The sequence below is a fragment of the Enterobacter sp. RHBSTW-00593 genome (assembly GCF_013784105.1).
In the GTDB taxonomy this organism is placed as follows: domain Bacteria; phylum Pseudomonadota; class Gammaproteobacteria; order Enterobacterales; family Enterobacteriaceae; genus Enterobacter; species Enterobacter ludwigii.
The window spans coordinates 3515090-3528534 of the sequence record NZ_CP056393.1; the positions used below are offsets into that span (position 1 = coordinate 3515090).

14 protein-coding genes are annotated in these 13445 nt (G+C 55.6%); 6 read left to right on the forward strand and 8 right to left on the reverse strand.

Features of this window, described 5'->3' with window-relative positions; genetic code table 11:
* Positions 1-9: 9 nt before the first annotated feature.
* Positions 10-207 carry a YpfN family protein gene (locus tag HV242_RS16795; RefSeq protein WP_014171111.1) on the forward strand — a complete coding sequence of 66 codons (198 nt, stop codon included), beginning with the start codon at positions 10-12 and terminating at the stop codon, positions 205-207.
* Positions 208-243: 36 nt separating this feature from the next.
* Here the strand turns inward: HV242_RS16795 and ypfH are convergent, their stop codons facing one another.
* The 6 genes from ypfH to dapA all read right to left on the reverse strand — a co-directional run bounded on the left by ypfH (position 244) and on the right by dapA (position 6727).
* The gene (ypfH, locus tag HV242_RS16800; RefSeq protein WP_047356593.1) at positions 244-939 is read right to left on the reverse strand and encodes an esterase; all 696 of its coding nucleotides are present in this window, start codon (positions 937-939) and stop codon (positions 244-246) included.
* A 73-nt stretch (positions 940-1012) separates the two neighbouring features.
* Positions 1013-2986 (reverse strand): tRNA(Met) cytidine acetyltransferase TmcA, encoded by a 1974-nt coding sequence (locus HV242_RS16805; RefSeq protein ID WP_050737160.1) that lies wholly within the window; start codon positions 2984-2986, stop codon positions 1013-1015.
* Complete coding sequence (gene ypfJ, locus HV242_RS16810) at positions 2986-3855, reverse strand: KPN_02809 family neutral zinc metallopeptidase (RefSeq protein WP_020883068.1); 870 nt, start codon at positions 3853-3855, stop codon at positions 2986-2988. Before ypfJ ends, HV242_RS16805 begins: the two co-directional genes overlap by 1 nt.
* Positions 3856-3974: 119 nt before the next feature.
* Positions 3975-4688 (reverse strand): phosphoribosylaminoimidazolesuccinocarboxamide synthase, encoded by a 714-nt coding sequence (gene purC / locus HV242_RS16815; RefSeq protein ID WP_008501631.1) that lies wholly within the window; start codon positions 4686-4688, stop codon positions 3975-3977.
* Between the two features lie 109 nt (positions 4689-4797).
* Positions 4798-5832, reverse strand: coding sequence for an outer membrane protein assembly factor BamC (gene bamC, locus HV242_RS16820; protein WP_020883067.1), 1035 nt, complete (start codon positions 5830-5832; stop codon positions 4798-4800).
* A gap of 16 nt (positions 5833-5848) precedes the next feature.
* Positions 5849-6727 carry a 4-hydroxy-tetrahydrodipicolinate synthase gene (gene dapA / locus HV242_RS16825; RefSeq protein ID WP_014171117.1) on the reverse strand — a complete coding sequence of 293 codons (879 nt, stop codon included), beginning with the start codon at positions 6725-6727 and terminating at the stop codon, positions 5849-5851.
* Between the two features lie 145 nt (positions 6728-6872).
* On the opposite strand from dapA, the gene HV242_RS16830 reads away from it, so the two are divergent.
* Positions 6873-7442, forward strand: a complete 570-nt coding sequence (locus tag HV242_RS16830; protein ID WP_047356595.1) for a glycine cleavage system transcriptional repressor — start codon at positions 6873-6875, stop codon at positions 7440-7442.
* Entirely contained in the window at positions 7442-7912 is a 471-nt protein-coding gene (gene bcp / locus HV242_RS16835) for a thioredoxin-dependent thiol peroxidase (RefSeq protein WP_014171119.1), read from the forward strand. Before HV242_RS16830 ends, bcp begins: the two co-directional genes overlap by 1 nt.
* 124 nt (positions 7913-8036) lie before the next feature.
* Here the strand turns inward: bcp and HV242_RS16840 are convergent, their stop codons facing one another.
* Positions 8037-9098 (reverse strand): AI-2E family transporter, encoded by a 1062-nt coding sequence (locus HV242_RS16840; RefSeq protein ID WP_047356596.1) that lies wholly within the window; start codon positions 9096-9098, stop codon positions 8037-8039.
* A gap of 221 nt (positions 9099-9319) precedes the next feature.
* Here HV242_RS16840 and bepA point away from each other — a divergent pair, with 221 nt between their 5' ends.
* Both bepA and arsC read left to right on the forward strand, forming a co-directional pair.
* Positions 9320-10783 (forward strand): beta-barrel assembly-enhancing protease, encoded by a 1464-nt coding sequence (gene bepA / locus HV242_RS16845; protein ID WP_020883065.1) that lies wholly within the window; start codon positions 9320-9322, stop codon positions 10781-10783.
* 18 nt (positions 10784-10801) lie between these two features.
* Positions 10802-11158 (forward strand): arsenate reductase (glutaredoxin), encoded by a 357-nt coding sequence (gene arsC, locus HV242_RS16850; RefSeq protein ID WP_047356597.1) that lies wholly within the window; start codon positions 10802-10804, stop codon positions 11156-11158.
* Here arsC and HV242_RS16855 read toward each other — a convergent pair.
* Positions 11155-11979: a helix-turn-helix domain-containing protein gene (locus HV242_RS16855; RefSeq protein WP_050737161.1), complete on the reverse strand. Its 825-nt coding sequence runs from the start codon at positions 11977-11979 to the stop codon at positions 11155-11157. The genes arsC and HV242_RS16855 overlap by 4 nt on opposite strands.
* Before the next feature lie 145 nt (positions 11980-12124).
* Between HV242_RS16855 and celB the strand changes: the two genes are divergently transcribed.
* Positions 12125-13444 (forward strand): PTS cellobiose transporter subunit IIC, encoded by a 1320-nt coding sequence (celB, locus tag HV242_RS16860; RefSeq protein WP_014171124.1) that lies wholly within the window; start codon positions 12125-12127, stop codon positions 13442-13444.
* Position 13445 lies beyond the last annotated feature (1 nt).

The window sequence follows — 13445 nt, forward strand, 5'->3', positions numbered from 1 at the left end:
GAATAGCGAATGGACTGGCTTTCAAAGTACTGGTGGATTCTGGTGTTAGTGTTTCTGGTCGGCGTGTTACTTAACGTCATTAAAGATCTTAAGCGCGTTGATCACAAAAAGTTTCTCGCCAACAAACCGGATCTTCCACCGCATCGTGATTTTAACGATAAGTGGGACGATGATGACGACTGGCCGAAGAAAGACCAGAAGAAGTGATTCTCTGTCCCCTCTCCTGTGGGAGAGGGGGCTACATCACATAAACTCGACGATATCATCGTCATTTGGCTTGCCACCGCTGAGCGCTTCATCAAAGTAGTGCTTCGGTACGGTATAACGCAGATGATCGAGCGCAAACTGCATGCAGCGGTCATCAATCGCGTGCCCCAGATCGTCTACAATATCCAGCGTCACATCCCCGCCTTCGCGGATCAGCGCTTCCTGCGCGGCAACCGCATGCGAAAGTTCAATCACGCGGTCTTCACCACCGTGGATCAGATGGATCGTGGTCTGCGTCGTCGCGCGTTGCGGTAACGTCGCAAAGCGCCCGTTAAAAGCAATCACACGCGACACCAGGCCTGGCTGCGCTTTTACGCTCTCCAGGGACATGATAGACCCCTGCGAAAAGCCAATCAGCGCGGTCGCATCGGCACCAACGCCGCTCTGCTGCTGCCAGTAACGCACGGTGTCGATAAAGACAGGCATGACGGCGTCAATACGTGCCTGACGGTTCTCTTCCGTAACGCCCTGAACGGAGAACCACTGCCGTCCGTTCGGACCACACGGCTCCACTCCGCCAATACTGACAATCAGCGCTTGCGGAAATATCGGGGCAAACCAGCTGCCAATCTGGCCCATATTGACGGCGTTATCGCCAACACCATGAAACAGAAGCAGTAACTGTTTAGCCGGTTTATCAGGGCTTTGAACAACAAAATGATCGTGTTTCATGGCGGTCTCCTTATTTGATGGCCTGGATTCTACGCCTCTCAGGAGGAATGACCATGCCACTTTACTGAAGAAGTCATTGAAAAAATTGCCATTGCAAAATGTCGTCTTTCAGCTGCTGACAGCGTGCAGGTTCAAGGCTTTCAAGCGCTTGCGCCGTTTCACTGCGAAGCCTGGCCAGTAACGCTTTTCGCCCCGAAAGAAGCAGTTCAGCGCTGAGCCGGGCGTCATCACTTCTCGCCTCCACTTTCCCGCGCAGGGCGGGCAGCGGCATGTCCACGCTTAGCAGCAACCGTGTTAACGCCGCGACGGAGGTAGAAAACGCGCGGTAGGCAAAGGCAAAGCCCGCCAGCTCCAGCCAGTCGTCACTATTAAGGGTAGCCTCCCAGCCATCGTCCACCGGGATCTTTTCACCGTTCAGGGCCGATAACACGCGCGCATCGCGGCGCAGTCGCTGATGTGCCTGCTCACACAGCTGTCGCCCCGCGTCGCTGAGCGGCAGCAAGGCCATTGCGGTATAACAGCCGCTGCTGGCTTCGCGATGGCTGCCCATGCGCACCAGCACAAAGCCGCATCGCTGCCAGAAACGCCACAGTTCATCGGTATAGCCAAAGCTCACCGACAGGTAATCCTCGCCGCTTGCGTTGCGGATCAGTGCCTGTCCGATGCCTTCCCGTTGACGACGAGGATGTACCGCTATTCGGGTCACCCGTCGGCCTTTGAGCGTTGCCGCCAGCGGGGAGCCGCCATGCGCGGCAAGGGACTGCGCCACCAGGTTCCCGCGAGGGCGGCGGAACCCCGCCCAGACGGCACGGCTGAGCTGCGCCGTTAATCCCCCCTCTTCCACCAGCCAGAGCGCCCCGGCAATGACAGAGTCCGTTTGGGCGACGGCGAAGTGCTGGCCGGGCGCGTCCATCATGCGGCGTAAATCAAGCGGTGAGGTGCGGTAATGTGCCGCACAAAGCAGCTCATACACACTCGCCGCCAGCGCCGGGTTGCTCGCCCAGGCTTCCGGGGCCAGAGAGGTCAACTGTATGGCGCCTGTTGGGCTGCGATCGATAAGCGTATCGTCAAACAGCAGTGCGCTGGCAACGACCCGCTCAAGAGGACATCCTGCAGCCCAGCGTACCGGGGTTGATAAGGTATACCGCTGCAACCCGCTGAACCGGCTACAGAATTTAAGCAGAAAGCCTCTTCCTGTTCCTTCGTAACCCTGCACCGTTGTGGTCAGCAGGACGCGCGGGAAACGGTCGACCAGCTTTTCAAGCAGCGGTCCGGGGATGGCAGCGGCTTCGTCGACAATCAGCCAGTCGGCCTGCTCTTCAGAGGCCAGCAGCGCGTCCGGGGCCATAAAGTGAAAACGTTCGCCGGCAAAACGGGCGATAACCTCCGTCGCACCTTTTGATGGCGCGGTGACAATGGCACTGCCCTGCGTGCTGCTCAGCAGCATTCCCGCCAGCGCAGACTTTCCGCGTCCGCGCGGGGCCGTAACGGCCACAACGCCGCGTTTCATGGCCAGGAGTGCTGCCAGGATCTCAGCCTGCTCGCGCTGCGGCGCACCGCTGGCAGGCTGCCAGTCAGGGGCGTCGGATCGTGCAGGGAGCGATAAAGGCTGGTGCTGAAGCCAGACTATCGCCTCAGGATCCTCGGCAATCGTCCGGCAAAAGTGGTGAATAAAATTTGGTGTGGCGATGGGTTCGGCGCTGTCACTCCAGCGCAAAGAATCGCTGTCAGGTTGCTCCGCCCACACGCCAGGGGGCGGTGCCAGCAGCACCAGAAGGCTACCGGCACGCAGCGTCCCGCTCAGGGCCGCAAAGGCTGAGACGTCAAACCCGGCGCGGGCATCAAAAATTGCGTGCCGGAACTCGCGTCCCAGCAGCCCGCTGATGGCTCTGGACGCGTTATCCGCCAGCCACAGCCAGTCTCCGGGCAAGGCATCACGCAGGGCTGATGCCTGCGTGAATGTCCACTGCTCATCGCCGCTGAGCACCACCAGCCGACGATGACCTTTGTGCTCAAGCTCGCGAATCAGATGTTCACACGCCACCATTACATGGCTTTGCCGAAGGTATTACACTGCGCCGGGTCACCGCTGTCGAAACCGCGTTTGAACCAGCTGTATCGTTGTTGTGACGTGCCGTGAGTAAAGCTGTCCGGCACGACGCGGCCCTGGCTCTGCTGCTGAAGACGATCGTCACCGATAGCCTGCGCGGCATTGAGCGCCTCTTCCAGGTCACCGGATTCCAGTACGCCCTGCTGCTGCATGTTGTGCCCCCAGACGCCCGCGAAGCAGTCCGCCTGCAGTTCCATGCGTACGGAAAGACGGTTTACCTCAGCCTGAGAGGCGTTTTGCTGAAGCTGGCGTACTTTGGGTTCTATCCCCAGCAGTTTTTGCACATGATGCCCGACTTCATGCGCAATGACGTAGCCCTGGGCAAAATCGCCGTCAGCGCCAAGCTTGCGTTTCATGTCATCATAGAAAGAGAGATCGATATAGACGGTGCTGTCTGCTGGACAGTAGAACGGCCCCATCACCGACTGTCCGGTGCCGCATCCGGTACGGGTGGCGCCACGGTACATCACCAGCTTGGGTTGCTGATAGGTACGCCCCATTTTCTCGAACAGCTGACCCCAGGTTTCTTCTGTGGTGGCGAGAATAACGGAGGTAAATTTGGCCGCTTCATCCTCGTTCGGGCTGATTGAGCGCTCAGAATGCTGCTGTTGCTGCAGAGGCTGGCCGGTCATTAAACCGGTCAGATCGACACCGTAGTACCCCGCGACCAGCACCACAATCAGCAGAATAATACCGCCCTTTCCGCTGGGTAACCGGAAGCCAGGCCCACCCATTGAAGGACCGCCGCCGCTATCGCTGCGCCTGTCTTCTACATTGTCACTTTCACGACGCCCTTGCCAGCGCATAACCACCTCGAACTATTCCATTAATAATAGCTATGATCGTAGGCGGTTAACGGCAAGATTACCATAGGAAACAAGGGTAAGACGCCAAAGGATATACATATCCTTTGGCGATGAGGGAGTTAGTCGAGCTTAACGCCTAAACGGTGAGCAACCGCTTCGTACGCTTCAATCAGGCCACCCAGGCTCTGACGGAAACGGTCTTTGTCCATTTTATCCAGCGTTTCTTTATCCCACAGACGGCTGCCATCCGGAGAGAACTCATCACCCAGAACCACTTCGCCTTTGAACAGGCCGAACTCCAGTTTGAAGTCCACGAGGATCAGACCCGCGTCATCAAACAGTTTTTTCAGCACGTCGTTGGCTTTGTAGGTCAGCTCTTTCATGCGCGCCAGGTTCTCTTTATTCACCCAGCCGAAGGTTTCGCAGTAAGAGTCATTGACCATCGGATCGTGCATGGCATCGTTTTTCAGGAACAGGTCAAAAAGCGGTGGATTCAGCTCAATACCTTCTTCAATACCAAGACGCTTCACCAGGGAGCCTGCTGCGCGGTTACGAATGACGCACTCAACCGGAACCATATCCAGTTTTTTCACCAGACATTCCGTATCGGACAACAGCGCTTCCATCTGGGTTGGGATACCCGCTTCGGCCAGTTTGGTCATAATGAAGTGGTTGAACTTGTTGTTCACCATGCCTTTACGATCGAACTGCTCAATGCGTGCGCCATCCCCTGCTGACGTATCATTGCGGAACTCGAGCACCAACAGATCCGGGTTTTCCGTGCTGTATACGGTCTTCGCTTTGCCACGATACAACTCAGCTTGCTTCTGCATCTTCATTACTCCTGGTGTGATGATTGGTGTTCAAAACTGGGGATATTATGCCACGCACACGTTTGCGTAGCACGAAAATAAAAAGGGCTGGATTAACCAGCCCTCGTATTTATTTGCTGAATGCAGCCTGGAAGACGGCCACCAGCGCATCGTTCTGCGACTGGGTCAGCGTGTGGCCTTTCGGATCGATAAACTGCAGACTGCTGCGGTTATCGAGGTCACCTACCTGAATCTTGTAGTCGCCGGAAGCCAGCTGTGGATCGGTGGCGCCCAGTTCCTGCCATGCACTGTCAGACAGCGGCTTATAGGTTGCCGTCATGCTACCGGTTGAACGGGTGCTGTCGGTCACTTTCATGCCCACTTTTTCCAGCGTCGCTGGCAGGCGCTGCCAGGTCTGGTTAAACGGTGCACGCACAACCAGCATTGGCAGACCGGTGTCATCCGCACCGCTCTGAACGTCAAACGTCGCGCCGTTGCGGCTCTGCGCTGCGTTAGCGGCGTCGCTGGCGTTCTTATCCAGACCCGCGGCAATCACGTTCAGCATTTCAGTGCTGTAACGCTGCATTGATGCGGCATCCGCAACCGGTTTACCCGCCTGCTCCAGGTTCAACAGCTTAACGGTAACCGCCTGCTGATAACCCTGAGGTTTAACGGAGACTTGATAACGCCCACGGTACTGCTGATCTTCGTCCAGACGGTTCCACTCGATCCAGTCGGTGGTTAAGGTCTGGCTGGCATCATCGCGTTTATCGATGGTGTAGTTTTTCGCCTGAATGACGCTCACAACCTGCGGCCACAGGGTGGTACCGCGGGCGCTTTCAACCAGCAGCGACGCCGTATCACCGGTGAACTGGGTACGCGCCCCGCTCACCAGCGCCAGAGGCTGTGCTGGCGGACGAATATCGAGCGCTTTACCGACCAGGCCGCTGCCGTTGGTCACGGGAATATTGTAATCGCCGTTCTGAATCGGCAGGATCATACCAGCCGGTGCGTGAAGTTCAGCAAGCGGGGTCGCATCCAGATAGGATTCATCACCGCTCACCTGGCGCTTGTAGCGCGAGTCTGAACTACAGGCAGCGAGCAGCATAACAAGCGAAACACTCGCAACCTTCGCCAGGCGCGACTTCTGTACTGAATAAGCCATCAAATCTCCCTAAACTCTACAGCAAACCGGCATGCTTCAGCGCTGCTGTGACAATTTCACGACCGTGGTCGGTAATCGGTGTCATTGGCAGACGCAGCGTATCGGTTGCTACAAGTCCCAACTCCTTACACGCCCATTTCACGGGGATCGGATTGGGTTCGACAAATAATTTATTATGCAACGGCATCAGACGCTGATTAATCACGCGAGCTTCATCAAAGTGACCGGCAGCCGCCAGTTTGCACATTTCAGCCATATCGCGGGCCGCAACGTTCGCCGTTACGGAGATCACGCCATGGCCACCGAGCTGCATAAAGTCCAGTGCGGTCGCATCATCGCCGCTCAACAGGATAAAGTCGTCTGAAACCAGCTCTTTGATCTGATGAACGCGGCTTAAGTTCCCTGTCGCCTCTTTAATCCCGATAATATTTTTTACTTTCGAGAGACGACCAACGGTTTCCGGCAGCATATCGCAGCCAGTACGGGACGGCACATTATACAGAATTTGTGGCAAGTCAGTATGTTCTGCGATGGCTTTGAAATGCTGGAACAGACCTTCCTGAGTAGGACGGTTGTAATAAGGGGTCACCGTCAGACAGCCCACGATGCCGCTGTCGTTAAAACGTTTGGTCAAACTGATAGCTTCTGCCGTGGCGTTAGCGCCTGTCCCTGCGATGACCGGGATACGCCCGTCAGCCAGTTCCAGGGTCAGCATCACCACATCGCCGTGCTCTTCGTGGCTTAGCGTTGCAGATTCACCGGTAGTCCCTACCGAAACGATCGCCGAGGTTCCATTGGCGACATGGTAATCAATCAGCTTCTTCATGCTTGACCGGCAGACATTACCTTTTTCATCCATCGGTGTAACAAGCGCGACAATACTTCCCGTGAACATGAGCCATCCTCTGTGCGAACAAGAGCCTCAATGGTACGTTTGGAACTGTAATAAAAGCAAGCGACCTGAGGCCCTCAGGCGGTTGTATGCATGTTTTTTTTATGCTTTCCTTAGGAAGACTTAACCATGCAAAGGAAGAACAGGTTTGACAACCTCATCACAACATTACCTGGTTATCACTGCGCTGGGTGCTGACAGGCCGGGTATCGTGAACACCATCACCCGCCATGTGAGCAGCTGCGGCTGTAATATCGAGGACAGCCGTCTGGCTATGCTGGGCGAAGAGTTCACGTTTATTATGCTGCTGTCCGGGACATGGAATGCCATTACCCTTATCGAATCGACCCTGCCGCTCAAAGGTGCGGAGCTGGATTTGCTGATCGTGATGAAACGCACCACTGCTCGCCCACGTCCGGCCCTGCCCGCGACCGTCTGGGTGCAGGTTGAAGTCCCCGATTCCCCCCATCTGATTGAGCGCTTCACCGCGTTATTTGACAGCCATGAGATGAATATTGCCGAACTCGTTTCCCGAACGCAGCCGGGTGACGGCAGCGCCATTCCCACCCTTTTTATTCAGATTACCGCGCACAGCCCTGCCTCGCAGGATGCGTCAAATATCGAGCAAGCGTTCAAAGCCCTCTGTACAGAATTAAACGCGCAAGGCAGTATAAGCGTCGTCAATTATTCGCAGCATGAACAGGATGGAGTTGAGTAATGAACCCACTGAAAGCCGGTGACATCGCACCGAAATTTAGCTTACCTGACCAGGATGGTGAGCAAGTAAATTTGACCGACTTCCAGGGACAGCGTGTTCTGGTCTATTTTTACCCGAAAGCCATGACCCCGGGCTGCACCGTACAGGCCTGCGGCTTACGCGACAACATGGACGAGTTGAAAAAAGTCGGCGTGGAAGTGCTGGGTATCAGCACCGATAAGCCAGAAAAGCTGTCACGATTTGCTGAAAAGGAGCTGCTTAACTTCACGCTGCTTTCTGACGAAGACCACCAGGTATGCGAGCAGTTTGGCGTCTGGGGCGAGAAGACCTTTATGGGCAAAACCTACGACGGCATTCACCGTATCAGCTTCCTGATTGACGCTGACGGTAAAGTTGAACATGTGTTTGATGACTTCAAAACCAGCAACCACCACGACGTGGTGCTGAACTGGCTCAAACAAAGCGCCTGATCGTTGGGCCGCGGCTTCGCCTGACCCGACCTACGCGGTAAATGCAATACGGTAACGCAGGTTACCGTTTTTGATATTTGCCCCTCTCCCCACGGGAGAGGGTATCAGGCCGCACAACTATCTACTAATCCTCAACCGCGGGCACATCCGGCCACGCGTGAACCACTGCTTTGATCAGCGTTGCCAGCGGAATGGCAAAGAACACGCCCCAAAATCCCCACAGCCCGCCGAAAATCACCACGGATAAGATAATCACCAACGGATGCAGGTTCACCGCTTCGGAGAACAGCACCGGCACCAGCAGGTTGCCATCCAGTCCCTGAATGATCAGGTACACCGCGAAGCAGCTCCAGAACTCGGTCCCCAGACCAAACTGGAACAGCGCAACGCCGACAACCGGAATGGTCACCACAAAGGCACCGATGTAGGGAATGAGCACCGACAGCCCCACCAGCACCGCCAGCAGCAGCGAGTAGTTAAGCCCGAAAATTAAAAAACCAATCCAGGTAGCCACACCCACCACAATCATCTCCAGCACTTTGCCGCGAATGTAGTTGGTGATCTGCTGGTTCATCTCTTCCCACACCTGCCCGGCCAGCCCGCGATTACGCGGCAGAATGCGCCGCACCGCGTTCAGCATCTGCTCTTTATCTTTGACGAGGAAGAAAACCATTAACGGAACGAGGACAAGGTAGACGGCCAGCGTGAGCAACCCTACCAGCGACGCCAGGGAATATTTCACCACGGAATCGCCCATTGTCATGATGCGGGCGCGCATGTTTTCGGCCATCGCATCAATGATCCCGGCATCCATCAGGGCGGGATATCGGCGCGGCAACGTGGCGGCAAAATCAGAAAGCTTATTCAGCATGCCGGGCATATCGCGGATAAGGTAAATCCCCTGTTGCCAGGCCACAGGCATAACGACAAACGACATTAACAGCAGAATGCCGACAAACAGCACCAGGACGATACTGGTCGCCCAGCGACGGGAACAGCCTATATTTTCCAGACGCGCCGTTGGCCACTCCAGCAGGTACGCCAGCACAATCGCGACCAGCAGGGGGGCGAGAAGACCGCTGAAGAAGAACAGAATGCCGAACCCGGCGACCAGAATAACCAACAAAGCAATGGCTTCCGGGTCGCTAAACCGACGGCGGTACCACTGCATTAACATTTCGAGCATACAACCCTTCCCTGAATCGGATGGCGGGAGTGAGAACGTGAATTGTATCTAACTGTCACAAAAAAGACTTTCGCTTTTTGTCTCCCTGCCACGATCCGCAAAACCCTGATGAATGGGATTTTCTTCATGCCTTAACACGGCTACACTCGCAGGGCAGTGGAGATGAACGATATGCCGGTTCATCGGTCAAATTAGCACATCCCAAATACAGGACAGTGGTTATGTTCAGGCAGTTGAGAAAAACACTGGTTGCGACACTGATTGCCGCACTGACGGTCGGTCAGGTGTTGCCAGCTTTCGCTGACTCGTCCGATTCATTGCCGGACATGGGCACTACAGCAGGAAGCACGCTCTCCATTGGGCAGGAAATGCAGATGGGGGATTATTACGTTCGTCAGCTGCGTGGCAGCGCGCCACTGATTAACGACCCGTTGCTGGTTCAGTACATTAACGGGCTGGGCATGCGCCTGGTCGCGCACGCCAACTCGGTAAAAACCCCCTTCCACTTCTATTTAATCAATAATGACGAAATCAACGCCTTCGCCTTCTTTGGCGGCAACGTGGTGCTGCATTCGGCGTTATTCCGTTACTCTGATAATGAAAGTCAGCTGGCCTCGGTCATGGCGCACGAAATCTCTCACGTCACCCAGCGCCACCTTGCCCGCGCAATGGAAGACCAGAAGCGTAACGCTCCGCTGACCTGGGTTGGCGCATTGGGTTCCATTCTGCTGGCAATGGCCAGCCCGCAGGCCGGGATGGCGGCGTTAACCGGTACGCTGGCGGGAACACGTCAGGGGATGATCAGTTTCACCCAGCAAAACGAACAGGAAGCGGATCGTATTGGCATTCAGGTGCTGCAACGTTCGGGCTTTGACCCGCAGGCCATGCCGAGCTTCCTCGAAAAGCTGCTCGACCAGGCGCGCTACTCCTCCCGTCCACCGGAAATTTTGCTGACGCACCCCTTACCGGAAAGCCGTCTGTCGGATGCGCGTAACCGTGCCAACCAGATGCGCCCGGTCGTGGTTCAGTCGTCGCAGGATTTCTACATGGCAAAAGTGCGAACGCTTGGCATGTACAATTCCGGGCGTAACCAGCTGACCAGCGACCTGCTGGATGCGCTGGCGAAAGGCAACGTGCGTGAGAAAAACGCGGCTCAGTATGGCCAGGCGTTACAGGCGATGGAAGCCAGCAAATATGACGAAGCGCGTAAAACGCTGCAGCCACTTCTCGCCGCCGATCCGAATAACCCGTGGTATCTCGATCTGGCCACAGATATCGATCTGGGGCAGAAAAAAGCCACCGATGCGATTAATCGCCTGAAAGGGGCAAAAGAGGTGCGGACTAACCCGGTGCTGCAGCTTAACCTGGCGAATGCTTACTTACAGGGTGGTCAGCCTGCTGAAGCGGCGAACATTCTGAACCGCTACACCTTTAACAATAAAGACGATCAGAACGGCTGGGATCTGCTTGCCCAGGCAGAAGCGCAGCTGGGCAACCGCGATCAGGAGCTTGCGGCACGCGCCGAAGGCTTTGCCCTGGTGGGACGTCTTGATCAGGCGATTTCCCTCCTGAGCAGTGCCAGTTCACAGGTTAAGCTCGGCAGTCTGCAGCAGGCCCGTTACGATGCGCGTATCGATCAGCTTCGCGGTCTGCAGCAGCGCTTTAAGCCGTACGAGAAGATGTAATAAAGGAGAATTCAGGTCATGACAGACGCGGTAAAAATCTACCACAACCCACGCTGCTCGAAGAGCCGCGACACCCTTAGCCTGCTGAAGTCGAACGGCATTGACCCGGAAGTGGTGCTGTATCTGGAGACACCGCCAGATGCACAGACGCTTCGTCAGCTGCTGCACATGCTGGGAATGGGCAGTGCCAGAGAGCTAATGCGCCAGAAAGAGGACCTTTATACGTCGCTCAATCTGAATGACAGTCGTCTAACCGAGGCTGAGCTGATTCAGGCGATGGTTGAAAATCCGAAACTGATTGAGCGCCCCATTGTGGTCGCAAACGGTCAGGCGCGTATTGGACGCCCGCCGGAAGATGTGCTCGAGATTCTCTAATCCTTACGCCGCAGCGCTTCCAGAAAGGCCTGCGGCGTGCTCTCTCCCAGCTTTTTCTGCGCTTTGCCCCGATTGTAAAACTCGCACATCTCGATCAACACCTGCCCTAACGGAACAGCATTCACTCGTGGAATGATGTCGCCGAGCGGTACCGCAACCTGCACGGCCTTGTGCCTGGTCGGCTGTACTTTTACGACAGGTTCACCCGCGGGTAAGTCGGGTTCAAAACCGAAAGTCTCAACAGATTGGATATCAGCCGGACAGGCGTTCAGCAACTCACACATCCAGTTATTCAGCAGCTGTGATGAAATTCCCGCATAGAGCCGGGCATAACACCAGCCGCTCACCGGTTCGCGCCCCCACAGCAGATGCTGCTCCCCGCCATCATCCATATGCAGCGATAAAGGCTGGTGATGCACCAGCAGTTTTGTGGGTAAAACGCCTGCCTTTAGAGCTTTTTTCCCCTGAAGTTCAACGCCTTTGCGTTTCGCAGAAGCGGGACGGAGATAACGGTTCAGCGTCGCCCGCGAAACGGAAATCCCCAGCACCGCATTAACCAGCAGCAGGAGTTCATCCAGCGGTGCGCCCGTGATATCACGCAGGGCATTAACGAGGTCAACCTGCTCTTGTCTCATCACTTTGTGTATCACTTTTGGGGTCGTATGGTTGTCAGAAACCCGATCGCGATTGCGCCATCGCCGCACGGTCGTCACGGAAATACCCAGCTCCGCAGCCAGCTCTCTGTCGCTTTTGTCGGATTGTTGCAGATAGCGACGGACCCGCGGTGTGGTGGTGGCATTGGCGTGCAATTTGATTTCCATCGCTGTAACTCCATAACCAATCTCATGAGATTTATAATATCTTAGCGAGTGCTTTGTGACCTGTTTCACCTTTCAGCCACCGCGCTTCACTGATAATCCACAGACATAACATAACAACACCCCTCAATCTTGTACGGAGTTCACAATGAACAATGTTCTGGGATTTCTTGAAGCAAAACTGATGCCGCTGGCGGCCAAAACCGCGCAACAGCGGCATCTGGGCGCCATACGCGGGGCCTATGTTTCCTTCATGCCGTTTATCATCGTCGGCTCGATTCTGCTGGTCATCTCCTCTTTTCCGAACCAAACCTATCAGCAGTTTATGTCTCAGGCATTTGGTGAAAGCTGGAGTGCCATCATTGAAATTCCGTTCAACGCGGTGTTCTCAACCATGTCGCTGTTTATCAGCTTCCTGGTGGCGTTTCGCCTGGCTGAACACTACGGCGAAGATCGCATCTCCTGCGGCATTCTGGCTCTGGTCGCCTTTTTAATCCTGACACCTTTTATCAAAGTGGCCGAAAACGGCGGTATCACGGTCATGCCGGTGGAGTGGATTGGCAGCAAAGGGTTGTTCGTGGCGATGATTGGCTCTCTGCTGTGGACGGAGCTGTTCTGCTGGCTGAAGCGCAAAAAGCTGGTCATCAGAATGCCTGATGGCGTGCCGCCGGCGGTGCAGGAGTCGTTCGCCGCGCTGATCCCGGCCCTGCTGGTAATGATTCTGGTGCTTATTATCCGCATCATTTTCGAAAACACCCACTACAACACCATTCACCAGTTTATTTACGAGGTGGTCGCCACGCCGGTTCGCCACTACGGGACCTCCTATTTCGGCGCGCTGATGACGGTGTTCAGCATCACCATTCTGTGGTCTGTGGGCATTAACTCCGGCTCAATGATCAACGGCATCATTCGCCCGCTGTGGATGGAGAACCAGACCGATAACATCGCCGCCATTCAGGCGGGTACGACGCCACCGCACATTATCACCGAACAGTTTTTTGACATGATCTGGATGGGTGGCGCAGGGGCAACGCTCTCGCTGGTGATTGCGATGCTGATTTTTGCCCGCAGCAAAAACATGCGCGAGGTGGCGCGTCTCGGCGCGGGGGCCTCGGTGTTTAACATCAACGAGCCGATTCTGTTTGGCCTGCCGGTTATCATGAACCCCATCATGCTGATCCCGTTCAATCTGGTGCCGCTGGTCCTGGTTACCGTGCAATATGCTGCGATGAAAATGGGTGCCGTCGCTGTGACCACCGGGGTGTTTATCCCCTGGACGTTACCGCCGGTGATCAGCGGGTTTATCGTCACGGGGCATCTCAGCGGCAGCGTGATGCAGCTTATCAACCTGCTGATTGGCGCCATGCTGTATCTGCCTTTCATGCGTATCGTGGATAAACAATACCGCGCCGCGGAGATTGCCACCGTGACGCAAACCGACCCAACCCTTGCAAAACAGGAGTAAA